At 48.4% G+C, this 23,989-nt stretch carries 28 protein-coding genes; 2 read left to right on the forward strand and 26 right to left on the reverse strand.

Annotated elements, in window-relative coordinates; all coding sequences use genetic code 11:
- Positions 1 to 153 precede the first annotated feature (153 nt).
- Both CHL76_RS01670 and CHL76_RS01675 read left to right on the forward strand, forming a co-directional pair.
- Positions 154 to 1,227: a branched-chain amino acid aminotransferase gene (locus CHL76_RS01670; RefSeq protein WP_079474716.1), complete on the forward strand. Its 1,074-nt coding sequence runs from the start codon at positions 154 to 156 to the stop codon at positions 1,225 to 1,227.
- Positions 1,228 to 1,364: 137 nt separating this feature from the next.
- Entirely contained in the window at positions 1,365 to 2,222 is an 858-nt protein-coding gene (locus CHL76_RS01675; protein WP_094907688.1) for an alpha/beta fold hydrolase, read from the forward strand.
- A gap of 43 nt (positions 2,223 to 2,265) precedes the next feature.
- Here CHL76_RS01675 and CHL76_RS01680 read toward each other — a convergent pair whose 3' ends face one another.
- From CHL76_RS01680 to prfA, 26 genes are all read right to left on the reverse strand, one after another.
- Positions 2,266 to 2,511, reverse strand: a complete 246-nt coding sequence (locus CHL76_RS01680; RefSeq protein WP_079474714.1) for a GlsB/YeaQ/YmgE family stress response membrane protein — start codon at positions 2,509 to 2,511, stop codon at positions 2,266 to 2,268.
- A gap of 113 nt (positions 2,512 to 2,624) precedes the next feature.
- Positions 2,625 to 3,707: a glycosyltransferase family 4 protein gene (locus tag CHL76_RS01685; RefSeq protein ID WP_094907689.1), complete on the reverse strand. Its 1,083-nt coding sequence runs from the start codon at positions 3,705 to 3,707 to the stop codon at positions 2,625 to 2,627.
- Between the two features lie 396 nt (positions 3,708 to 4,103).
- A complete protein-coding gene (gene fabZ, locus CHL76_RS01690) occupies positions 4,104 to 4,526 on the reverse strand; it encodes a 3-hydroxyacyl-ACP dehydratase FabZ (RefSeq protein WP_027847263.1) in 423 nt (140 codons plus the stop codon).
- Between the two features lie 21 nt (positions 4,527 to 4,547).
- A complete protein-coding gene (locus CHL76_RS01695; protein WP_079474706.1) occupies positions 4,548 to 4,802 on the reverse strand; it encodes a DNA-directed RNA polymerase subunit beta in 255 nt (84 codons plus the stop codon).
- Positions 4,803 to 4,835: 33 nt separating this feature from the next.
- Positions 4,836 to 5,660, reverse strand: coding sequence for a flagellar hook-basal body protein (locus tag CHL76_RS01700; RefSeq protein WP_094907690.1), 825 nt, complete (start codon positions 5,658 to 5,660; stop codon positions 4,836 to 4,838).
- 40 nt (positions 5,661 to 5,700) lie between these two features.
- A complete protein-coding gene (locus CHL76_RS01705; RefSeq protein WP_094907691.1) occupies positions 5,701 to 6,489 on the reverse strand; it encodes a flagellar hook-basal body protein in 789 nt (262 codons plus the stop codon).
- A 229-nt stretch (positions 6,490 to 6,718) separates the two neighbouring features.
- Positions 6,719 to 8,020: a UDP-N-acetylglucosamine 1-carboxyvinyltransferase gene (murA, locus tag CHL76_RS01710; RefSeq protein WP_079474703.1), complete on the reverse strand. Its 1,302-nt coding sequence runs from the start codon at positions 8,018 to 8,020 to the stop codon at positions 6,719 to 6,721.
- Positions 8,021 to 8,240: 220 nt separating this feature from the next.
- Positions 8,241 to 8,507, reverse strand: coding sequence for a DUF1146 family protein (locus tag CHL76_RS01715; RefSeq protein ID WP_233133188.1), 267 nt, complete (start codon positions 8,505 to 8,507; stop codon positions 8,241 to 8,243).
- A gap of 325 nt (positions 8,508 to 8,832) precedes the next feature.
- On the reverse strand, positions 8,833 to 9,237 hold the full coding sequence (locus CHL76_RS01720) for a F0F1 ATP synthase subunit epsilon (protein ID WP_079474702.1): 405 nt from the start codon (positions 9,235 to 9,237) through the stop codon (positions 8,833 to 8,835).
- 27 nt (positions 9,238 to 9,264) lie between these two features.
- Positions 9,265 to 10,680, reverse strand: coding sequence for a F0F1 ATP synthase subunit beta (gene atpD, locus CHL76_RS01725; RefSeq protein WP_094907692.1), 1,416 nt, complete (start codon positions 10,678 to 10,680; stop codon positions 9,265 to 9,267).
- A 50-nt stretch (positions 10,681 to 10,730) separates the two neighbouring features.
- Positions 10,731 to 11,597: an ATP synthase F1 subunit gamma gene (gene atpG / locus CHL76_RS01730; RefSeq protein ID WP_079474700.1), complete on the reverse strand. Its 867-nt coding sequence runs from the start codon at positions 11,595 to 11,597 to the stop codon at positions 10,731 to 10,733.
- Positions 11,598 to 11,637: 40 nt separating this feature from the next.
- A complete protein-coding gene (atpA, locus tag CHL76_RS01735) occupies positions 11,638 to 13,146 on the reverse strand; it encodes a F0F1 ATP synthase subunit alpha (protein ID WP_079474699.1) in 1,509 nt (502 codons plus the stop codon).
- A gap of 15 nt (positions 13,147 to 13,161) precedes the next feature.
- A complete protein-coding gene (locus tag CHL76_RS01740) occupies positions 13,162 to 13,710 on the reverse strand; it encodes a F0F1 ATP synthase subunit delta (protein WP_094907693.1) in 549 nt (182 codons plus the stop codon).
- Positions 13,707 to 14,198, reverse strand: coding sequence for a F0F1 ATP synthase subunit B (gene atpF / locus CHL76_RS01745; protein ID WP_094907694.1), 492 nt, complete (start codon positions 14,196 to 14,198; stop codon positions 13,707 to 13,709). Before atpF ends, CHL76_RS01740 begins: the two co-directional genes overlap by 4 nt.
- A 91-nt stretch (positions 14,199 to 14,289) precedes the next feature.
- The gene (gene atpE, locus CHL76_RS01750; RefSeq protein WP_022794575.1) at positions 14,290 to 14,502 is read right to left on the reverse strand and encodes a F0F1 ATP synthase subunit C; all 213 of its coding nucleotides are present in this window, start codon (positions 14,500 to 14,502) and stop codon (positions 14,290 to 14,292) included.
- Positions 14,503 to 14,571: 69 nt separating this feature from the next.
- The gene (atpB, locus tag CHL76_RS01755; RefSeq protein ID WP_079475056.1) at positions 14,572 to 15,300 is read right to left on the reverse strand and encodes a F0F1 ATP synthase subunit A; all 729 of its coding nucleotides are present in this window, start codon (positions 15,298 to 15,300) and stop codon (positions 14,572 to 14,574) included.
- 57 nt (positions 15,301 to 15,357) lie between these two features.
- A complete protein-coding gene (locus CHL76_RS01760; protein WP_079474696.1) occupies positions 15,358 to 15,726 on the reverse strand; it encodes an ATP synthase subunit I in 369 nt (122 codons plus the stop codon).
- A gap of 473 nt (positions 15,727 to 16,199) precedes the next feature.
- Positions 16,200 to 16,829 (reverse strand): uracil phosphoribosyltransferase, encoded by a 630-nt coding sequence (upp, locus tag CHL76_RS01765; protein WP_079474695.1) that lies wholly within the window; start codon positions 16,827 to 16,829, stop codon positions 16,200 to 16,202.
- A gap of 192 nt (positions 16,830 to 17,021) precedes the next feature.
- Positions 17,022 to 17,516 carry a peroxiredoxin family protein gene (locus CHL76_RS01770; protein ID WP_079474694.1) on the reverse strand — a complete coding sequence of 165 codons (495 nt, stop codon included), beginning with the start codon at positions 17,514 to 17,516 and terminating at the stop codon, positions 17,022 to 17,024.
- 157 nt (positions 17,517 to 17,673) lie between these two features.
- A complete protein-coding gene (glyA, locus tag CHL76_RS01775; RefSeq protein ID WP_079474693.1) occupies positions 17,674 to 18,933 on the reverse strand; it encodes a serine hydroxymethyltransferase in 1,260 nt (419 codons plus the stop codon).
- Between the two features lie 236 nt (positions 18,934 to 19,169).
- Entirely contained in the window at positions 19,170 to 19,715 is a 546-nt protein-coding gene (locus tag CHL76_RS01780; protein ID WP_094907695.1) for a TIGR01440 family protein, read from the reverse strand.
- 24 nt (positions 19,716 to 19,739) lie between these two features.
- The gene (gene rpiB, locus CHL76_RS01785) at positions 19,740 to 20,177 is read right to left on the reverse strand and encodes a ribose 5-phosphate isomerase B (RefSeq protein WP_079474691.1); all 438 of its coding nucleotides are present in this window, start codon (positions 20,175 to 20,177) and stop codon (positions 19,740 to 19,742) included.
- Between the two features lie 72 nt (positions 20,178 to 20,249).
- Positions 20,250 to 20,705: a low molecular weight protein arginine phosphatase gene (locus tag CHL76_RS01790; protein ID WP_094907696.1), complete on the reverse strand. Its 456-nt coding sequence runs from the start codon at positions 20,703 to 20,705 to the stop codon at positions 20,250 to 20,252.
- Positions 20,706 to 20,730: 25 nt separating this feature from the next.
- Positions 20,731 to 21,783 carry an L-threonylcarbamoyladenylate synthase gene (locus CHL76_RS01795; protein ID WP_094907697.1) on the reverse strand — a complete coding sequence of 351 codons (1,053 nt, stop codon included), beginning with the start codon at positions 21,781 to 21,783 and terminating at the stop codon, positions 20,731 to 20,733.
- Between the two features lie 223 nt (positions 21,784 to 22,006).
- Positions 22,007 to 22,873: a peptide chain release factor N(5)-glutamine methyltransferase gene (gene prmC, locus CHL76_RS01800; protein WP_079474688.1), complete on the reverse strand. Its 867-nt coding sequence runs from the start codon at positions 22,871 to 22,873 to the stop codon at positions 22,007 to 22,009.
- Entirely contained in the window at positions 22,873 to 23,946 is a 1,074-nt protein-coding gene (prfA, locus tag CHL76_RS01805) for a peptide chain release factor 1 (RefSeq protein ID WP_079474687.1), read from the reverse strand. Before prfA ends, prmC begins: the two co-directional genes overlap by 1 nt.
- Positions 23,947 to 23,989: the final 43 nt, after the last annotated feature.

Genomic DNA, 23,989 nt, shown 5'->3' on the forward strand with positions numbered 1-23,989 from the left:
TTCCTGCAAAATGAAAGAGCTATTTTTCGGAAGGCGGACAGCGCTTGTCGCCGGCTTTCAAGTGGATGGAACTTTTCTATATATGATACAATTTGAATGTTGTTATTAAAAGAGAGATGGATGGCACGATAAATACATAGGAGTGATGTTACTGTGGCTGAATCATTGACCATTGAGCGTACAAAATCCCCGAAACCGAAGCCGGATTTCTCTCAGCTCGCTTTCGGAAAAAACTTTACCGATCATATGTTTGTTGTAGATTATGTAGAAGGAGAAGGCTGGATCGATCCAAGAATCGTACCGTACCAGCCGCTTACCATGGATCCTTCGAGCCTTGTGTTTCACTACGGCCAGGCTGTATTTGAAGGAATGAAGGCTTATTATTCCGGCGGCGATATTATGCTTTTCCGCCCGGAAAAAAACTTTGAACGGCTGAACCAGTCCAACCGCCGGATGAGCATTCCGGAGATCGACGAGCAGCTATTGATTGATTCGTTAAAGGAGCTCGTTTCACTTGAGCGTGACTGGATTCCCCGCGGGGAAGGGCAATCACTGTACATCCGCCCGTTTGTGATCGCTACGGAAGCAAGCCTTAGCGTGAAGCCGTCCTCCTCTTACAAGCTGCTCATTATTTTAACTCCTGTGGGTTCTTATTACGGAAGCGGTGGCGACGCCATGAAACCGGTCAGCATCTATGTAGAGAACGAATTCGTCCGCAGCGTCCGCGGCGGCGTCGGCTTCACTAAGACAGCGGGAAACTATGCGGCCAGCCTGAAAGCCCAGGAGCAGGCCGGGAGTGCCGGGTATGATCAGGTCCTTTGGCTCGACGGGGTGGAGCAGCGCTATATCGAAGAGGTCGGCAGCATGAATATTTTCTTCAAAATCAGTGGAAAAGTCGTAACGCCTGCTCTGAATGGGAGCATTCTTGAAGGAATTACCCGCGACTCTGTCATTGAACTCCTGCATTATTGGGACATTCCTGTGGAGGAACGCCGAATTGATATGGAAGAAATACGCACTGCATATGAAGCAGGTACACTCGAAGAAATTTTCGGTACCGGGACAGCGGCAGTCATTTCTCCTGTAGGCAAGCTGCGGTGGGACGCCCAAACCTATAAAATCAATGACGAAGAAACCGGCCCCCTCGCCAAGCAGCTGTATGACACGATCACCGGCATTCAGACCGGGGACAAGGAAGATGTACTTCACTGGACCCGCACCGTATAAAATGAATCAACAGCGGCTCTCCTTCACGGAGGGCCGTTTTATTTCTGAATGAAATTCTTCCGTTTTTCCCATTGTATGCTAGAATATACCTACACGTCCTTTACAAGTGACAACGAAACGGGAGGAGGAGGGGACAATTGAAGCAATTAGCGCTTTCTTTACGCGACGGCCGCATGCTGAGTATTTCCATGTTCGGAGACCCGGACGGAACACCGGTCCTGTATGTTCATGGGGTCGGAAGCTCCCGGCTTGAAGCAGCGATCGGAGAAGAAGCTGCCGCTTCCAACTCCCTTCGTATTATTTCTGTTGACCGCCCGGGCTACGGCTTGTCCATCCCCGATCCTCACGGCACTTTTCTCCAATTTTCCAAAGATATCGACGAAGTAATGAATCATTTTGAGATACAGCGCTGCTCCTTAATTGGTGTCGGCTGCAGCGGCCCCTATGCAGTGACAAGCACCAGTCTTTTAAAGGGACGCATCAGCGAGCTTCATTTGGTGGGCTCTATCGGTCCTACGGAGGATCCTGAGTTGTTTCGCCTGCTCGACACTTCTTTAAAAGCTCCGCTGCAAACGATTCAGGAAGCACCGGAGCTTTTGCGCAGCCGCTGGGAACAGACGAATATGGAGGATAACATTTTCCAGACAGATTACGAACAGCTTTCCAAAGAGGAGCAGCAGTACGTGACCCCGTTTGTGCTGGATAAATGGAGGTTTGCGGTTCAGGAATCCGCCCACTCTGCTGAAGGATTTCTTCGTGACCTTCAGACGCTCACGACGCCATGGGCCTATCACCTGGAGAACATCGATACTCCCGCGTATGTATGGGCGGGGGAAGAAGATGAGATGATTCCCCTTCGGCATGCCGTTTACCTTGCCAATCACATTACCGGGGCTGTACTCGAAACGTTTCCCGGCATGGGCCATACCGCCACAGAAGTGCTCGGCATCAACAAAGCCCTGCAGCAGATCAGCAAAAACCGCGCCCTTTCATAAAAGCGAAGCCGCCCCTAAAAATAGGACGGCTTCGTTTTTGTATTTAGCGGATTGCTTTTAAAATAAAGCTTAAAATGACGACGAAAATAATTGCGCCGATTAACGCTGGGAAGATCGCAATACTGCCGATCACCGGTCCCCAGGAACCAAAAATCAAGCCACCGATCCAGGCACCGATAATGCCTGCAATAATGTTACCCAAAATGCCGCCTGGAATATCCTTGCCGAGAATTAAACCGGCAAGCCAGCCAATCAGGCCGCCGACGATAAGAAATAGTATAAATCCCATTACATTGACTCTCCTTTCGTTATCTCGTCCAATCCTCTTTCTTCCCTTAATGATTTAAATCCAATCTCTTTTTATGCAAAAAACCGACATTTCTTTTTCGAAAGCCGGCAAAGTTATTTTTTTATTTCCTGCGAACCACCAGTGCATCGACGCATCATATTGAGAAGGGGCTGTCTCTTAGCTCCAATTAAACCTACTACTTCTGCACTCAATTGTATTAAAAGAAGCAGGAAGACAAATATGACTACAGAGTTCCATAATGTAACATTGGAAAATAACAAAGCTGAAGCACCAAAAAAGATTCCTATAGTGTAAATTATCAAAACTGTTGCTCTATGGCTAAAGCCCATTGCTAACAAGCAATGGTGTAAGTGACCTTTGTCTGGAGACATAATACCTTGCTTGTTTAAAAACCTTCTTACAATCGCGAAAAGCGTATCGAATATTGGCACTGCAAGTATTAATACAGGAGCGATAAGACTAAATAATGTTACACTTTTGAAAAAGCCCATCAGCGAGATTATTGCTATAGAGTATCCAAGAAATAATGACCCTGTATCACCCATAAAAAGTTTAGCTGGATGAAAATTAAATATTAGAAAAGCCAATGTACTCGCAATTAATACTACAGCGATTGAAATGACTGCTACATGTGCCAATGGGTCTATGATAGCCATTACTAATATGGTTGAGATAGCAATTGTGGCTACTCCTCCAGCTAACCCATCCAGGCCATCAATCAAATTAATGGAATTCATAACACCAATAATCCAGAGTACCGCCATTACAGAACTTAAAAAGCCCATTTCTATTCGGCCAATTAATGGGATTTCTATGAATTCAATGGTTAAACCTGAGGTAACTACGACTACCGCAGCTATTAATTGAATCAGAAATTTTAATTTAGCATTTAATGTAAAACGGTCATCCAACAGCCCCATTATTATGATCATAGCTGCACCAATACCAATTTGGGGAAGATACGCACTGTCTACCTGCAAATAGATACATCCAGCTATTGTTCCAAGAATAATGGAGAGTCCCCCTACTCGGGGCATTGACTTTAAGTGGACTTTTCTTTCTTCGGGTTTATCTACAAATCCAAATTTACCAGCGTAACGAATGATAAGGGGATTCGTCAGCAATGCGACAGTAAAAGCTATTACAAAAGCTATCGCGTACTCCCAAAGGTTCATTAAATCATTCACCCACTTTAGTCTGCTCTTTTATAAACCTATCTTATTGTAGGCTTATCTTTCTTAACTTACAATACCTTTTCTTAAAATTAGGTAAAACTCCATATAATCTCTCTAATAAATAAGACGTAAATTAAAATAAATAGTTTCACCAAATTAAATAGTATGAAAAATATATTAAACACCGTCTATATAAATACTAACCTTAGAAGTTACTTCATTTATTATAACACAATATAATTAAAATTTTAGAAGATTCAAGTAAGCTCTAATTAACTTAAAGACAGAAATCTTAGCACTTTAGAATTCATTTTGGTTTTATTAAAAGGTAAAAGTAAATTATTTTAATAAAAGCACCTAAAAAAGGACTGCAGCCAGATTGAGCTGCAGTCCTTTCTATTGAATCGCAAACATCAGGTCTGCTTCTGCGACGACCTTGCCGTCCACGGAAGCCGTCCCTTTTCCTTTGACGATAGAGCGTCTCTGTTTGGTAACTTCCATTTCGAGGCGGAGCTGGTCTCCCGGCTTCACCTGGCCTTTAAAGCGGCATTCATCAATGCCTGCAAATAAGGCGAGCTTTCCCTTCATGTCCTCCTGCTGCATCAGCGCGACGCCGCCGGCCTGGGCGATCGCTTCAATAATAAGCACCCCTGGCATTACCGGATAGTCAGGGAAATGCCCATTGAAAAATTCTTCATTGGCGCTGACATTTTTAATGCCTACGGCCCGCTCTCCGGGTTCTACCTCAATAATTTTATCGACGAGCAGAAATGGGTAGCGGTGGGGGATAATTTCTTTAATTTGTTCAATCGAAAGCATCTTCTTTCCCTCGCTTTTAAGCTAGTTTCCTCGAATCAACTGATAAATTTCCCACCAGGTCGATGGGTTCAGGGCCTGAAAAGGATTGCCACCTCCGACCGCATAGCCGATCATCAGGCCTATAATCGCACAAATAAAGGCCAGAATTACAATAATAATCAGCCAATGCCACCAGAGCAGCTGCTGAAGACGTGCACGCACCTTCTGTGTGCCTCTTTTCAGCTGTTCTTTTCTATTCGGCTTCGAAGTCCTTGTACGGTTATTCTGATTGCTCATATGTACTATCTATGCTCCCTTAACCACAAAGACTTATCGAATGCTGTTAATCAATCCAAGCATCTGGTCCCCCTGCGTCAGCGCACGGGAATTAAACGAGTATTGTCTTTGGGCATTCATCATATTTACTAATTCGTTCGATAAATCCACATTAGACTGCTCGACCATTCCCTGCTTTACGCTGGACGGGTCAGCTTCTATAACCATATCATTTTCCGCTGCCCCGAGTCCATCTAAATCCTCAAAACGGTACCGATTGCCCCCGACAGACGTCAGCGCCTGCGGACGCTCCACCTGCACGATGCCAAATGAACCAATATTCACAGTCTCTCCGGCTGCCGTTACTCCTGTCAGCTCCCCGTTTTCCTGCATCGAAAACTCCGAAGTCCCTGCAGGAATATCGAATCTTCCTCCAGCTTCGTTTAATACAAAGCCGCCATTTTGATCAACGAGCGTATAGCTGCCGGGCGCTGCCGGATTTTCTGAAAGATACAGCTGCCCGTCTCTGGTATATTCAGTCGTCCCATCTTCTGCCTCTATTTGAAAAAAAGTATCCTTATCTTCAAGAGCAAAATCGAGCTCCCGTTCGCTCTCTTTCAGCGCCCCCTGCTCCATGCGAAGCGCGGTCTGTCCGATTGCTGCCCCCCCGCCTGTCCGGATCCCGGGCGGAGTAAGCCGACCCGTTCCATTTTCCGGCATTGGCATGTTGTCTTCCTGCTGATACATCATTTCGCTGAAGGTCGCCTGTCTTGATTTAAACCCTGCCGTTTCTGCATTGGACAGATTGTTACTGATGGTATCCATCTGCTGCTGAACGGCCCCCATGGATTGAAATGGTATGCGTAATCCCGAATACATGCTGTTTTCCTCCTGAATTCTATTTTACGTTTTTAATAGATTAGCCGAGCCGCCCCACTTCATTTACCGCCTTTTCCATGCTGCGGTCATACGTCTGCATGACCTTCTGGTTGGATTCAAACATCCGGTATGCTTCCATCAGCTCCGTCATCGCCTGAGTGGAATCGGTATTGGATTGTTCGAGAAAGCCCTGCTTGATCTGGTAGCGGATGTTTTCATTATCCGCCGCAGCACCGAGCTCTTCCTCTGCTTCGAACATGCCTGCTTCAGTTTTAACTAAATCATTAGTATCGGGAGCGTACGCCACACCCAGCTGCCCGGCTTCCCCGCCATTTTCAAGTAGCACGGTGCCGTTTCCGGTGATTTGAAAGCTTTCATTTCCAGTTTCCACAGGGGCGCCTTCGTTATTCAGTATGTACTGCCCATCTGCCGTCGTTAAAAACCCTTCTGCATCCACTGTCCAGTTGCCGTTCCGGGTGTAGGCCGTTCCTTCTTCTCCCTGGACCATAAACAGCACCGCCCCGTTTTCATCCGGCACCTCTGCCTGAAGCAGAGCGGCGTCGGCTGGCGCGTTCGTTTCCTGCAGCTCTCCCGGAGTAAATGACGGAGCCTGGTCCTGCATGTAAACGCCTGTACCGAGTGCACCGATTGTGCGCGGCCCCCTCCCTGCATTCTCCGCATGAAGCAGCTGTTCCGGGAACGTCCGGATCGCGCTTTGATCGGATTTATATCCCGGGGTATTGGCATTGGCAATATTATTATTCAGCATATCTGTCTTTCTCTGCTGGGCTGCCATACCAGAAGCAGCATTATAAAAACCTCTCAGCATAATCCTATTCCCCGTTTCCGTGCATGTAGTCCCAGTATCAACTCAGCGGGCATGCTTTTCCGTATGAATTGTTTATTGATAATTAGTTCTATTTTACCACACGAGCACGCTTCAAGGAGCGGAATTCGGCATTTAGTGATGTATATCCTATTTTAACAATTGTTATATACCTAGTTTTAAAGTATTAAAAAAGCCACCACTGTGTAGTGATGGCTTGCGTTAGTAAAGTTTAGGAGCGCTCAGCTGTTTTTAAGGAAGTATCTGCAGCTTCGTCTGCATTCACGCGCTTTACGTTCGCGCCGAGACTCTGCAGCTTTTTATGAAAATCCACATATCCACGGTCAAGGTGACGGAGCTCTGTTACTGTCGTTTCTCCTTCGGCTACGAGACCGGCAACAATTAATGCTGCTCCTGCGCGGAGGTCCGTGGCCGATACTTCGGCGCCCTGCAGCTTTTTCGGCCCGCTGATAACCGCCGTACGTCCTTCAATTTTGATGCTTGCATTCATGCGCTGGAATTCTTCTACGTGCATAAAGCGGTTCTCAAAAACTGTTTCTGTGATGAGGCCCGTCCCCTTTGCCTGGGTAAGGAGCGCCATGAACTGTGCCTGCATATCCGTTGGAAAACCGGGATGCGGCATTGTTTTAATATCTACCGGCTTTAAAATGTCCGGGCCGGTGACAAGCATACCTCCGTCGCTTTCTTCAATCTTGACGCCCATTTCCCGCATCTTCGCTACAAGAGGACGTAAATGCTCATGCATCGCGCCTTCCACAAATACTTCGCCTCCAGTGATTGCTGCAGCAATCATGAAGGTACCAGCTTCAATCCGGTCCGGAATGATAGTGTGTTCCGCTCCAGTTAGTTTGTCCACGCCTTCAATACGAATCGTGCCGGTGCCGGCGCCGCGCACTTTGCCTCCCATGGCGTTAATAAAGTTGGCAAGGTCTACAATTTCCGGTTCCTCTGCTACGTTTTCAAGCGTTGTGGTGCCTTCTGCAAGCGCCGCGGCCATCATAATATTTTCGGTGGCACCAACGCTTGGAAAATCCAGATAGATACGAGCCCCCTGCAGACGCTCTTCTACTTTTGCTTCGATATAGCCATTGCCGATTTCAACGTGCGCGCCCATGGCTTCAAAGCCTTTCAAATGCTGGTCAATCGGCCGGGAACCAATTGCACATCCCCCCGGAAGTGCAATGTGGGCAATACCTTTTCTTGCCAGAAGCGGCCCCATGACAAGAAACGATGCCCGCATTTTACTGACATATTCAAACGGGGCTTCTGTGGAAAGATCCCCGGTAGCGTCAGCAATCCAGCGGTGATCTTCATAAGTGACTTCTGTTCCGACGTGGCGAAGAACATTAGAAATCGTGTCTACATCTGCAAGCGGCGGCACATCATAAAGCGTGCTTTGCCCTTCTTCTGCCAAAAGAGTAGCTGCAATAACAGGCAGAACCGCATTTTTTGCTCCTTCTGCTTTGACGGACCCCTTTAGGCGTCTGCCTCCCTGTACAATAATTTTATCCAATTTAATTCCCTCCGCTATACTTATGCATATTATCTTTTTGTGCTGCGTGCTTTACCTGCAAAGCTGTACTGTTTTCGTCCTTTTGTCTAGCCTTTTCATTAGTCGCTTCCCGTCTTGAAATGTTACAGCGGTAAAGAGACCTTTTTTTCCTTGTCAGATCCGGCACCATCGATGAGTTTCATACAGAATTCTTTACCCGCTCCCGCATTTTCATAATCTTTTATGCCAAAAGTGTGAAAAACAGGTAACGAAGATACAAAGAAAAATCAAAATAGTCAATAAAGAAGCTGCTTACAGAGTAGCTGATTGCAATAGCGAACAATATAATCAAAAGTCTTCCCTTCAGGCTTTCCGGCCTTCGGATAAAAACGTCAAACCGAAACGCCTGCAGACACCACCAGGTCAAGATAAAAAAAGAGAGATGAAGCAGAATATGTATTAGTGCTTCCTGACCGTCCGGATTCATGCCATCATGCCTTTCTTTCATGCCTTTCTTTGTTGCCGTACAATGTCTTTGCAAATTTTAAGCTACGTTTCAGAATAATTAAATGTACCAGGGAAAACAAGAGTCAAAGGTTCTGCTACTATGTGCGAAGATAATTGGGATTAAGGATTCTTTTACTCTTTTTTAATGATTTATATAACTATAAGCATATTTCATTATAAAGGATTCGTAACCAAACATCTATAGTTCTATCTTCTTTAGAAAAGGCAGAGCTTTCTGTCCTTCCCTACCGCCTTCCCCCGGAGTCGGCTGAGTATGTAAAAAAGAACCGTTTTCCCTTTTGGAAAACGGTTCTTTACGTGTGCCTTTACGCGCCTTCTGAAACCTTTAGACGGGTGTCGGCCCGTTTTAAGGCAAGACGTGCCCGCATGACATCAATTTCCTCTTCATTTATCCGGGCCAGCCGTTCTTCCGCACGCTCTTTGGCAATGCGGGCCCGTTCCGGATCGATCTCTCCTGGAGTTTCTGCAGCTTCCGCCAAAATATTGACAGCATCGGAGCGGACCTCTATGAATCCTTCACTCACCGCCAATAATTTCTCTTTGTTTTCATGCTTAATGCGGACTGCATCAATTTTAAGAGGAGCCACGGTCGGAACGTGGCCTGGAAGAATTCCCATTTCGCCACTTTCCGCACGAACACTGACCATCTCTACTTCTCCATCAAAGACGGACCCGTCCGGAGTCACTACGCTGAGATGCATCGTTGCCATCTGTGTTCTCCCTCCTCCGTGTCGTCCTTAGGACATAGTTTTTGCTTTTTCCACTACATCTTCAATTGGGCCGACAAGGCGGAAGGCATCTTCCGGAATGTCATCATGCTGCCCGTCAAGAATTTCCCTGAACCCACGGACCGTTTCCTTCACGGGCACGTACGTGCCTTTCTGGCCGGTAAATTGTTCTGCCACGTGGAAATTCTGCGAAAGGAAGAACTGAATACGGCGGGCACGGTTTACCGTGAGCTTGTCTTCTTCGGAAAGCTCTTCCATCCCGAGGATCGCGATAATATCCTGAAGTTCATTGTATTTCTGAATCGTTTGTTTTACCTGCTGGGCGACATCGTAATGCTCTTCCCCAACAACCTCTGGTGCAAGAGCGCGGGACGTGGAAGCGAGCGGATCCACTGCTGGATAAATCCCCATTTCCGTTAACCGGCGCTCAAGGTTCGTTGTTGCATCCAGGTGGGCAAACGTGGTTGCCGGTGCCGGGTCGGTGTAGTCATCGGCCGGCACGTATACTGCCTGAATCGACGTAACCGATCCTTTTTTCGTGGAAGTAATACGTTCCTGCAACTGACCCATTTCTGTTGCAAGTGTCGGCTGATACCCAACGGCGGAAGGCATCCGGCCGAGAAGGGCGGACACTTCAGAGCCTGCCTGCGTGAAACGGTAAATGTTATCGATAAAGAGAAGCACGTCGGCCCCTTCTTCATCACGGAAATGCTCTGCCATGGTCAGGCCGGTCAGGGCTACGCGCATCCGGGCACCCGGCGGCTCGTTCATCTGGCCGAACACCATGGCTGCTTTGTTAATAACTCCGGAATCGCTCATCTCAAAGTACAGGTCGTTCCCTTCACGGGTACGCTCCCCTACGCCTGCGAACACGGAAATCCCACCGTGTTCCTGGGCAATGTTGTTAATGAGCTCCTGAATAAGTACTGTTTTCCCTACGCCTGCACCGCCAAATAGGCCGATTTTTCCACCTTTTACGTAAGGGGCGAGCAGATCTACGACTTTGATGCCTGTTTCAAGCACCTGTGTTTCCACAGCGAGCTCGTCAAACTTCGGAGGTTTGCGGTGGATCGGCTTACGTTCAATGCTGTCTGCCACCTGCTCTTTCATGTCAATCGGCTCCCCGAGAACGTTAAATACGCGGCTGAGCGTATCGTTTCCGACCGGTACCGAAATAGATCCTCCTGTGTTTGTTACTTCCGTTCCGCGAATGAGGCCGTCTGTCGAAGACATCGCGATCGTACGCACAGAATTGTCGCCCAAATGCTGGGCAACTTCCAGGGTGACGTCTATGGCTTCTTTATTTTCAGTTGCCGGCTGTGATACGCGGAGCGCGTTGTTTAGTTCCGGAAGCTGGCCGCTTGGGAACTGAACATCAATAACCGGTCCCGTAATCTGGGTAATTCGACCGTTTTCTTCACTCATTGTAATCGTTCCCTCCTTACTGTCCGGCAGGGCCGGACGAAATGATTCTTCTATTCAAGCGCAGCTGCACCGCCGACGATTTCTGTGATTTCCTGCGTAACAGCTGCCTGGCGGGCGCGGTTGTAGGAAAGGGTTAAATCATCGACCATATTGTTTGCGTTATCGGTTGCTGCACTCATCGCTGTCATCCGGGCCCCGAACTCACTTGCTTTGGCATCAAGCAGAGCCCCGTAGATTAAGCTTTCTGCATACTGCGGGAGAAGCTGTTTTAAAATTGCCTCAGGCGAAGGCTCGTATTCATACTGCGCCGTGCCTTTGCTGTTCTCTTCACTTACTTCCTCCGTCAGCGGCAGCAGTTTCTTTTCTGTTACCTTTTGCTGAATCGGGTTAATAAAGTGGTTGTACCAGATATATAATTCGTCCACATCTTCGTTTGCGTACAAGTCCACCGCAAGACGCGTGACGTTTTTAATATCGTTAAAGGACGGCTGGTCCGGCAGACCCGTGATTTCATCGAACATCGGAATGCCATAACGCTTTAACAGGTCCCGCCCGGTCCGGCCGATTACAATGACGCTGTATTCGTCCTTTGACTGGTGGCGCTCCCGCAGCGTTTGCATTAAGTCCCGGAGAATGTTCGAGTTGTAGGCCCCTGCAAGCCCCTGGTCTGTAAATATGGCAATATAGCCGGTCTTCTTTACAGGCCGTTCTTCAAGCATCGGGTGAGATATACCGCTGCTTCCGGCAGCGATGCCGGAGACAACGTCTTTGATTTTTTTCGTGTACGGCTCGTATCGCTGAGCATTTTGCTGGGCCTTATTCAACTTTGACGCAGACACCATTTCCATGGCACTTGTAATCTGCTTCGTTTTTTTCGTCGACTGGATACGGCCTTTAATTTCTTTTAAGGAAGCCATCTGTTCACCACCTTTTGAACCTTTTTACGTACGGCAAGCTTTATTTTGAAGGGTTAAATGACTTCTCAAACGATTGAATCGCCTGTTTGAACTCTTCTTCGTCCGGGAGTTTTCCAGTGTCACGAATTCCTGCGAGCAACTCCGAATGGCTTGATTCAAGGTACGCAAGCAGTTCCTTTTCGTAACGGCGGATGTCTTCTGTCGGAATGTCGTCCAGAAATCCTCTTGTCAGGGCAAACACAATCGCTACCTGAAGCTCCATACGAAGCGGCTGGTGCAGCCCCTGTTTGAGCACTTCCACGGTTCTCCCCCCGCGGGCCAGTTTATCCTGCGTGGATTTGTCCAGATCGGACCCGAACTGGGAGAAGGCTTCAAGTTCACGGAACGAGGCCAGGTCGAGACGGAGCGTACCGGATACTTTTTTCATTGCCTTTGTCTGGGCCGAGCCGCCGACACGGGATACGGAAATACCCGGGTTGATGGCCGGACGGACGCCGGAGTTGAAAAGGTTCGCCTGGAGGAAGATCTGGCCGTCGGTGATGGAAATCACGTTTGTTGGAATATAGGCACCTACGTCCCCTGCCTGGGTTTCAATGATTGGAAGAGCTGTCAGTGAACCAGCGCCTTTGTCGTCACTCAATTTCGCTGCCCGTTCGAGCAGGCGGGAGTGAAGGTAAAAGACGTCCCCTGGGAAGGCTTCACGGCCCGGCGGGCGGCGAAGAAGGAGAGAAAGTTCACGATAGGCGTTTGCCTGTTTGGTTAAGTCATCATATACAATAAGCACATGCTTGCCGTTGTACATAAACTCTTCGCCCATGGAAGCTCCGGCATACGGCGCCAGATAAAGCATTGGTGCCGGCTCGGAAGCCCCTGCGTTTACGACAATCGTGTAATCAAGCGCGCCTTTCTGGCGGAATGTATCCACAACCTCTGCCACGGTCGAGTCTTTCTGGCCAATGGCTACATAAATGCAGATAACGTCCTCATCTTTCTGATTCAAAATTGTATCGATCGCCACTGCCGTTTTACCGGTCTGGCGGTCGCCGATAATAAGCTCACGCTGGCCGCGCCCAATAGGAATCATCGTATCCACGGCTTTAATACCGGTCTGGAGCGGCTCAGATACCGACTGCCGGTCCATAATGCCCGGCGCACCGCTTTCAATTGGGCGGGATTTGGTTGTGTTTGTGGAGCCAAGTCCATCCACAGGCTGGCCGAGAGCGTTAACTACACGTCCGAGCAGCTCTTCGCCGACCGGCACTTCCATGATGCGGCCGGTCCGTTTAACCTGGTCACCTTCACGGATTTCTTCGTAAGCGCCGAGAATGATAATACCGACGTTTCCTTCTTCAAGATTTTGAGCCATGCCCATGACGCCGTTTTCGAATTCCAGAAGCTCACCAGCCATCGCGTTGTCCAGGCCGTAGGCACGGGCGATACCGTCCCCTACCTGAATGACGATGCCGACTTCTTTGGACTCTGTCTCCGCTTCAAACTGTTCAATCTGCTGTTTAATTAAAGAACTAATTTCATCGGGTTTGATACTCACCAGGATTCACCCCATTCATGATAAATTCGTTTGCGTTATATTACGCTGCAAGCGGTCTAGCTGACCTTGAATGCTTCCGTCAAAAATCGTATGTCCAATGTGTACCTTCATACCGCCAATGAGAGAAGAGTCCACTCTGTTTTCAATATAAAGCTCGTGCTTGCCGACCTGCTGGGCAAACTTGCGGGAAACTGCCTGTTTTTCTTCATCCGATAATGGTTTCACCGTATAAACAACTGCATTGGCCACGCCAAGTCGTTCATTGATAAGCGCAATTGTTTCCTTTGCCACTTCATCAATCAGATGAAGCCGTTTGCGGTCAAGCAGCACACTCATCATTGAACGGCTGCGTTCGCTCCAGGAGCCGAATGTACTCGCAATGAAAGACTGCTTTCTTTCACGGCTGATCGACGGATATCTAAAAATCTGGTACATCTCCGGATGCGCGTGGAACACTTCGAGCATAGCTTCCCATTCCTGCTTCGTTTCTTCAAGAGTCCCGTGCTCTTCCGCACTTTTTAAAAGCGCACGGGCATAGCGTTTCGCGAGGGTTGGATTACTCATAAGCGACCGCCGCTTTCCTGTACGTATTCCTGAATCAGTTTTTCCTGTTCTTCTTCATCTAATTCTTTTTCAATAATTTTCGTAGCAATCAGCACAGAAAGCTGGCCGACCTGGGCACGAAGTGCTTCAACTGCCTGCTCCCGCTCTCTCGTAATATCAGCGAGGGCGTTGTCTTTCATACGGTTGGCTTCTTCGTGGGACTCCCGGATAATTTCCTTGGACTGTTCCTGAGCTGTCTTGCGGGACGTTTCAATGATAGATTGCGCTTCTTCGCGCGCTTTCTCCATTTCCACCCGCTGCTCTTCTAAATATTTTTCCGCTTCCTGACGGTGATTTTCCGCTGTCTCTATTTCATTGGAAATGTGATTTTCACGTTTTTTCATCTGTTTAACAATTGGACCCCAGGCGAACCGGCGAAGCAACAGCAGTAAAATGAAAAACGTAAAAAGTGAGAAAAGCACATCTCCGAACGCAAATGTAGATGGCAAAAGATTTCACTCCTTTCTTAGATATACAAAAGGAATGGCGAAGCCAGTTCCCCCACTCCGCCATTTTGCTTCCCTTTCCAAAACTGTATGTTTATTGGAAAAGCGTGATAAAACCAACAACGACTGCGATGATCGGAACTGCCTCAACAAGACCGATACCAATGAACATAAGTGTCTGCAATCTGCCGCCAAGCTCCGGCTGACGGGAAGTACCGTCGATCGCCCCTTTGATTACGATTGCGTTGCCAATACCTGCACCAATTGCTGCTAAACCTGCTGCGATTGCAGCTGCTAAAAGACCCATGTGCAAATCCTCCTTAAATTAGTTTAAAACTATATTGTTATTTCGTTGTTTCTGCAGATGCTGCTGTAATTAATGATCCGTTTCCACTTTGTGCGAAATGTAGACCATGGTCAGTACCAGGAAGATAAACGCCTGGATAAAACCGATGAACAGGCTGTATCCCTGCCAGGCAACCATTGGAATAATGCCAAGAGCGGTACCGATTGGAAAAGTCGTACCCACTGTCGCCAGAAGCGTCAGAAGTATCTCCTTGGCATAAAGGTTGCCGAAAAGCCGTGCCCCGAGTGTCAGTGTGTTGGTGAACTCTTCAAGAATGTTGATCGGAAAGAGAAATTTCTTTGGACGGAAGTAGTTCTTTCCGTACTCTTTTGCCCCGCGAAGCTTAATACCATAGAAGTGCGAAAGCACAATGACCATTACAGCCAGCGTCATCGTCACCACCGGATCAGCCGTCGGTGATTTCCACCAAAGCACGTGGGTTTCATCATTAATCAGCATGAACGGAATCCCGAGCAGATTCGCTACCAGAATGAACAGGAAGATCGTAATTCCCAGGCCGAAGAAGCGCTCTCCGGTTTTCCAGTCCATGGTGCTTCCAATCATATTGCGGACGAATTCAATCACCATTTCAAACACGTTCTGCATGCCGGTTGGTCTCATCGAAAGAGTCCGCGCACTTATCAGTCCAATGATGAACACAATAACTGCTGCAATAGTCAGCATCATGACATTGGAAAGATTAATGTGGAAGCCGGGTATACCAAACAAATCATAAACATACGGCGATTCGTGCTCTATATTCAAGTCTCAGTCACCCCTTTACTATGTTAGTCAATTGTGCGCTGCAGCTAAAAATTATTTTTCTTTGCTGAAGTGAACGGATAAAGCGTAAAGCAGCAGATAAGGACTGAACAATCCAATCACCAGGTAAAGCAGACGGAATTGTTCCGGAAACCGGACATAGAGCATGGCAATGACTACTCCTACTGCGAGCCTCGTGGCCATGCCAAACGGAAAAATCTTTTTTTCCGCGAGTACCGCCTTCTGGATTCGTTTTGTTTCCCGGTGGGCGTGCCAGATGTTAAAGGCTCCTCCGCATGCTCCTGCAAATAAGCTCACTGCTTCCTGCCGGAACGCTGGAATCAGCGCCGGAGCTATGTACAATACAAGCATTCCAGCCAATCCTATAAATAATGAGCGGAGATACAAGCTTGTATCATTCATGCGCGGTCCACCTTTTCCTCCGAAACAGACTGATTAGTCCGTTAATACACTACGAAATCCATTGAGAAAATTTTTACACAACTTTTCGTAACAATAGCTGCCTCCTACATGTTTTAGGCAAAAAAAAAGAAACAAATGCGTGAATCATGCCGTTCATGAAGGAATTCCAAATTTCTCCCATATGTAAACCTTATCATACGTTCTTCATCATCGTACAATAGCCGCCCCTTGATGTCAATGGACGAAAATTAACAAAACCCTGTATTGGCGCACGTTTCAGGCATTTTTTATTTTGTGTCTATTAAGTGACATTTTCATATCCTTACGTCAAGAAAAGACTAAATGAAGCATATGCATATTCGTTATTTCTCATATGCATATACGTCATCTCCCTGCCTGACTGTTTGGGATGTATACATCCTTTACAAACCAAAGGGCTTCTCCGTGCATGCGGACAAAGCCCTTGTCACCTTTTATTTTGTGCCGAATAAACGGTCGCCGGCATCTCCGAGTCCCGGGACAATATAGCCCTTTTCGTTTAGTTTCTCATCCATTGAAGCCAGGTAAATGTCCACATCCGGATGCGCTTCCTGTACGAGCTCCACTCCTTCAGGCGCAGCAATTAAACACATGAGCTTAAGGTTCTGGGCTCCGCGTTTTTTCAGGCTGGTCAACGCTTCAATAGCAGAACCGCCTGTTGCAAGCATCGGATCAATCACAATAAATTCCCGCTCCTCGACATCACTTGGCAGCTTTACGTAATACTCGACCGGCTGCAGTGTTTCCGGATCCCGGTACAGCCCGACGTGCCCTACTTTCGCGGCCGGGATCAGTTTGATAATACCGTCGGTCATGCCAAGCCCTGCACGCAGTATCGGCACTACTCCCAGTTTTTTGCCTGCAAGCGTATAGGATTTTGCCGGCCCTACCGGTGTTTCCACGGTTACTTCCTGCAGCTGTAGATTTCTTGTGATTTCAAATGCCATTAGGGTAGACACTTCGTCGACAAGCTCCCGGAATTCCTTCGTTCCTGTTGAGACGTCCCGGATGAATGTAAGTTTATGTTGAATGAGCGGATGATCCAATACATGTACATTTCCCATAAGTATAGTCGGCTCCTTTTTCCCCGGCGCCAGCCGGTGCTTATTAACCCATGTCCCTATCGAACATATTCTTTAAAAATTCTACCTAAAAAGCGTGGTGGATTCAAGGTAATATGAAATGACAGAAATATGCCGCAATTCCAAGGCCCGGTTATAAATAACAGCAGCGCCGGCATGCACTGCTGCGAACGTTTATTTTAAATTGTCTTCAATATACTTTACGGTTTTGCGAAGCTCTTTCGGGCCCGGACGGCCGAATGGATTTGTCTGGCGGTGCTGGTATAAAAATCTGCCTTCTTCATCGAGCAGAAAGTATGCCGGTTCCCCGTGCGCTCCGTGGTCTTCATAAGGAGCTTCCGAGCTGTGGTAAAAGACGCCGTAATCATCGAGTACTTTCAGGGCTTCATCGACGAGCACTGGAAAGGTGAGCCCGTATTCTTCTGCCATGGTCCGCAAGTCTTCGGGGTTATCGGTAGAAATAGCGGTGATGTTTACGTTATTTTTTTCAAAAAAGCTGCGGTGCTCTTCCCAGGCTTGAAGCTCTTCTTTACATACTGGGCACCATGACCCCCGGAAAAAAACGAGCAGCTGCCAGCCTTTACCTATTTTTTCTTCGAGTTTAAATTCTTCGCCATGAACGTCAGCAAGCGTGAACATTGGTGCCTTCTCATTTATTGCAAAAACCATTTGAACTCCTCCTTTTCCCAATCTATATATACCCTAACACACTTGTGTTCACCCCCGAAAAATACAGGTCTCTCCTGAAAGCCAAAAAACAGCTGCCTCCTTTAAATAGGAGAACAGCTGTTTCAGCATGCTCGTTTGTTACCGCAAGCTGGGGATATTACAGATATTCGTAAATTGGAAACCGGCCCGTTAAAGTTTTTACACGTCCGGCCGCTTCTTTTAACGCTTCCGCGTCTTCATGGTTTTTCAACGTATAGGCGATAATGGAGCCGATTTCTTTCATTTCTTCTTCGCCAAAGCCGCGGGATGTAACAGCTGCAGAGCCAAGACGGATACCGCTTGTGACAAATGGCTTTTCCGGGTCATACGGGATGGCGTTTTTATTCGCCGTAAGGCCAACTTCATCCAAAGCCTTTTCCGCTATTTTCCCTGTCAGTTCCAGGCTGCGGGTATCCATCAGCACGAGATGGTTGTCCGTACCGCCTGAAACAACAGTAATGCCTTCATTCTGCAAGGAGTCGCTTAGGCTGCGGGCGTTTTTCACAACATTTTCGGAATACGCTACGAAATCCTGCTGCAGCGCTTCTCCGAAGGCCACGGCTTTCGCAGCGATTACGTGCATGAGCGGTCCGCCCTGCAGGCCCGGAAATACTGCTTTATCAATCTTTTTGCCAAATTCTTCCTTACACAGCACCAGCCCTCCGCGCGGTCCACGCAGCGTTTTATGGGTTGTGGTCGTAACAAAATGCGAATGAGGGACCGGATTCTGATGAACGCCAGCTGCTACAAGTCCGGCAATATGCGCCATATCAACCATTAAGTATGCATCTACTTCATCGGCGATTTCGCGGAATTTTTTAAAATCGATTTCACGTGGATAAGCACTTGCGCCGGCAACGATTAATTTTGGCTGTGTTTCTTTAGCTACACGAAGCACTTCATCATAATCAATTACCTGATCTTCTTTGGTCACACCGTATTCCACGAAATTGTACTGCACACCGCTGAAGTTAACGGGACTGCCGTGTGTTAAGTGGCCCCCGTGGGAGAGATTCATGCCAAGCACGGTGTCACCGTGATTTAAGACCGTATAGTAAACAGCCATGTTTGCCTGGGCGCCGGAGTGGGGCTGCACGTTTGCATATTCTGCGGCGAATAATTCCTTAGCCCGGTCAATCGCGAGCTGTTCAACCGTATCCACGTGCTCACAACCGCCGTAATAGCGGCGGTTTGGATAGCCTTCCGCATATTTATTAGTAAGAACGGAACCTTGCGCTTCCATTACTGCACGACTCGTAAAGTTTTCCGAAGCGATTAGCTCAATCTTATCGCGTTGACGTCCCAGTTCCTTCTGCATTGCCTCAAATATGGCCGGATCCTGCGTTTGTACACTTTCTGCATTTACCTTTGTTTCCATCTGTAAATCTCCCTTCCCTTCGGTACAACAACGAACGATTGACTTTAATGAAAATATTTCGTTCGTTATTTTTCTCCTCTTGTCACCATGTTTTTCATTGTAACACGTATTTTTTACGAATTTCCGTACCTTTCGAAATTTTTTCGGATTTCTTTCTTTTTTCTTCGCCTGGACGTGAAGAAAAAAGAACCGCGGCATGCGATTCTTTTTCTGGCTCATCTCCGTACACCGAAGGGCTATTCGTAGCGTGCACGCTCGCCGCCGATCAGCTTCGGCCGTGTTTTTGCCATCGTCACGTAAGCAGAACCGATCTGCTTCTTTGGGCCGCGCACCGGAACCGCGACCGGTTTCAAATGCATACCGATCAGGGTGGATCCGATATCGATGCCTGCATCTGCTTTTACTGATTCGATAACGACCGGCTCACTCATGTGTTTATATGCATATGAACTCATTGAACCGCCTGCCCGTGGGTGAGGCACTACACTCACTGCTTCGAGGCCATAAGCATCTGCCGTTTCCCTCTCTACGGTCAAGGCGCGGTTAATATGCTCACATCCCTGAAATGCAAGGCGCACACCGGTTTCTTCGCGAAATTCCTGAAAGACATCAAACAGTGCTTCAGCGACTTCCTCGGAGCCGGCCTTGCCAATATGCTCACCGAGCACTTCACTCGTACTCGTCCCAATCACGAGCACCTGGCCGCAACGAAGCGGTGCCTGGTCTTTTAATGAAGTCAACAATTCCCGTAAAGGCTGCTGCCATTCTGTTTTGTTTACCATGACAACCCGTCCTTTCTTCGTTCCTTATTGTTCAATAGCCGCGACTTTTTGGATACGGTCTGCATGCCGGCCGCCTTCGTGTTCCGTACTGAGCCATGCCTTGACGATTTCGCCGGCCAGGCCGGAGCCGATAACCCTTGCGCCCATGGCCAGCACATTGCTGTCGTTATGCGCCCGGGTCATTTTCGCGCTGAATACATCATGGACAAGCGCGCAGCGGATACCGTTTACTTTGTTTGCAGCAATCGACATGCCAATACCTGTGCCGCAGACAAGAATACCACGGTCAGCTTCTCCGGCCGTGACTTTTTCAGCCACCGGAACAGCGTAGTCCGGGTAATCCACGGAATCACTGCAGTCACAGCCCAGATCTTCGTATTCCACTCCTGCTTCATCCAGTACAGATTTAATTTCCTCTTTTAATTCATATCCGCCGTGATCGGCACCCAACGCTACTTTCATTTCGACCTCTCCTCCGTTTGATTATACTGTTTTTAGTTTCTCACGTATTCGGCAGCCTGTAAATCTTCAGGCTCAGTCCGGCGATTTTTCTTTTGTATACCGTTCCCACGCCGCCTGCAGAGCCTTTTCCATTTCCTCAGCCGTTTCCTGGTACACTTTCGATCCGCCGCCGATAGGGTCTCCAATATCCCTGTCTCCCCTGGCGCCCGCGTATTCCTTCAGCAGCACGGTTTTCTGTTCCGCACCCGGAAACATCCTCTGCATGATATCTTTATGCCCCTGGGTCATTGCAAAGATAACGTCCGCCCAGTCGATTAATTCCTTTGTGAGCGGCTGGGATTCGTGGTCAATCTCCACCTGTCTTTCATCCATTGCATGGATGGCTTCGGCCGCTGCCGGTTCTCCGCCTGCAGCCATCACGCCGGCAGAAGCCACTTCCACCTCTGGATAGTGGTGCTTCATCAGCGCAGCTGCCATCGGACTCCGGCATGTGTTTCCTGTACAAATAAACAATACATGATAACTCATTGTCATCGACTCCTTGCAGAAATTTTCATGCTTCTGAAGATGCTGCTTTTTCCAGGCGGTTCATGAGCGCGGCCCCAATGCCTTCTTTTGCAAAAACTTCGCAGAAGGCTGCGTCTGCATCTATTGTATCTAATTCGCGGAGTACTGCGTATAATTTTGCTGCCGTTTCTTCAGGGGCCCGGCGTGAACCTAAACTAAAGAAAGCATCCGCCTGCTTCCATGCAGGTTTGTTTTCCTCCACAGCAAGCACCGCAACTTTTTTCCCTTCCTGTTGGTATGCCCTCAGCCTGTTCTGCCACATCTCTTCCGGTCCTTCCATTAAATAGAGAGGCGTTGCGGGGGAATAGTGGCGGTATTTCATTCCTGGCGCTGCAGGAGATTCTTCGGAGGACGCGCTGTGGGAATAGCGGACTGTCCCCGGGCCGAGCACCCGCTCGAGCTGTTCCTTCGTTACTCCACCCGGACGCAGAATCCAGCAAACCTCTGTGGTGCAATCCACGACGGTGGATTCTACTCCGTAGCCGCACGCGCCGCCGTCAATTACCGCATCAATTTTTCCGCTCAGGTCATTGTAAACATGCTCTGCGGTTGTCGGACTCGGAGAGCCGGAACGATTGGCGCTTGGTGCCGCTACTGGAACCCCAGCGTAAGTTAGCAGTGCTCTCGCCACCTCATGCTCCGGAATACGGACTGCCACCGTAGGTAACCCGGCGGTGACAAGAGAGGAGAGAGGGGTTTCTTTCGTCAGTGGAAATATAAGCGTTAAAGGGCCAGGCCAGAACGTGTCCATCAGCTTTTTCATGTTCTCTGTCCACGTAACCCCGAGTGCGTCAAGCTGCGCACGGTCAGCGATATGGGCAATCAACGGATTGTCCGGCGGCCGGTTTTTGGCTTTAAAAATAGCCCGGACGGCTTCCGTGCATACGGCGCTTGCCCCCAGTCCGTATACGGTCTCCGTAGGGAGAGCCACTGTCTTACCCTGCTTTATCCACAGCCCCATTTCCTTTAATACCGACTTCTCTGGAATTTCCCCGCTAATATTATCCACATTTCTTATAACTGTCTGTTTATAACTCATGCAGCTTTCTTTCCTTCCAAAAAGTTAAAATGCTTTCATAACCAAGGTCCAGTTTGGTTTATTTTTGTTTTTTCACACTATCAACAAGCTCTAATTTTCTGTGGATAACTTTGGGTTTTCCTGTTAATCCAGCCTTTGAATTTACATTTTTTACGAAAAATTAATGTTTTCCACATATAAGGATGATTTATCTTTTTTTATCCACATCTCGGGGATAACGTCCCTACTTATTCACAACTGTAACGATTCGGTCATTTCCATTCAAGTCTTTTATTACTTGGACCATTTTTCCCGGAAACGCTTTTTCAATCGCTTTCTTCACGGAGTGTCCCTGCTGCCAGCCAATTTCAAAAGCGAGCAGGCCACCGGGAGCGAGAATATCAACAGCATGTTTAACAATTTCTTCATAGCTGTGAATGCCTTCTTCGCCCTCACCAATCAATGCCACCGCAGGCTCCTTGTCCCGGACAAGCGGGTCAAGCTGTTCCCATTCCTTCTTTGGAATATACGGCGGATTGGATACAACCACATCAGCCTTCTCTTTCCGGAGCACCATGCCTTCAAGAAATGATTCCTGATGAAAGGTGACCGGTGCCTGGAGTCGTGCCGCGTTCTGTTTAGCCATTTCAAGCGCCCGGCTATCAATATCCACAGCCTGCACCCGGGCCGGCGGAATTTCCAGTGCAAGCGTAACGGCGATAATTCCGCTGCCTGTACCTACATCGACAATGCGCGGAGCCTTCAGATCTTTATTTTTTTGTACCCAGTCAATCACGTACCAGACAAGCTCCTCGGTTTCCATCCGCGGGATCAGCACATTGGCGTTGACGTGAAACTCACGATCATAAAAGGAGCTTCTCCCGGTTAAATGCTGAACCGGGGTTCCCGCTGCGTGGATACGTACGTCCTGCTGGAACTGCTCCCACGTCTGTCGAGCTACCGGCTCCCCCGAAGCAGCCAGCAGCTGGGAGCGGGAGAGCTGCAGGTGATGCTCCAAAAGCCAATCCGCCGCCGTTTCTTCTCTTCCGTGTTCACTTAAAAAAGAAGAAGCCCATTTTCGGGCTTCAAATACAAATGGTTCCTCTTTCATTACGCTTCGCCTGCTTTTTCCATCAGTTCGGCCTGCTCTTCCATCACGAGCGGCTCAATAACCTGATCCAGCTCTCCCTGGAGAATCTGGTCGAGCTTCTGCAGCGTCAGTCCGATACGGTGGTCCGTGACACGCGTCTGCGGAAAATTGTATGTCCGGATCCGTTCGGAACGGTCCCCGGTCCCTACCGCTGATTTCCGGGTTTCATCGTACTCTGCCTGGGCCTCCTGCTGGAATTTATCATATACGCGGGCGCGGAGAATTGTCATTGCTTTTTCTTTATTTTTAATCTGGGATTTGCCGTCCTGGCAAGAAGCGACAATGCCTGTCGGCACGTGAGTGAGCCGCACCGCCGACATGGTAGTGTTAACGCTCTGGCCGCCGGGACCGCTTGCTGCGAATGTATCCACACGAATGTCCTTATCGTGAATATCTACCTCGACTTCCTCAGCTTCCGGAAGCACAGCCACTGTGGCTGTGGACGTATGCACCCGTCCACCCGACTCTGTGCTCGGCACCCGCTGAACCCGGTGGGCTCCGTTCTCGTATTTCATTTTCGAATAGGCCGAATCACCGTTTATCATAAAAATGATTTCCCGGAAGCCGCCGAGGTCGCTTGCAGTCGATTCCACGATTTCTGCTTTCCATCCTTGTTTTTCCGCATAGCGGGAATACATCTTATATAAATCAGCGGCAAACAGCGCCGCTTCTTCGCCGCCTGCGGCTCCCCGTATTTCAATAATGACGTTTTTGTCGTCGTTTGGATCCTTCGGAAGAAGCAGCCGCCGAAGCTCTTCCTCCTGGTTTTCAATACGCTCACTCAATTCTTCCACTTCCGACTTCACCATGTCTTTCATTTCTGCATCGAGCTCGTCTTCAAGCATTGATTTTGCCTCATCAAGCTGCTGCCGGGCTTCTTTATATTCCCGGTAAACCTCTACTGTCCGCTCCATCTGGGCCTGTTCTTTGGACAGCTCCTTAATTTTATTCGGATCGTTCGCGATTTCCGGGTCGCTCAGCTGTTCGTTTAAATATTCATAACGGTCTTCTACCGTCTGCAGTCGCTCTAACACACCGTTCACCTCTATTTTTAAATTTTATCCGTTTCAAGGGCAT

The sequence above is a fragment of the Marinococcus halophilus genome (genome assembly GCF_002265875.1).
Taxonomy (GTDB): Bacteria; Bacillota; Bacilli; order Bacillales; family Marinococcaceae; genus Marinococcus; species Marinococcus halophilus.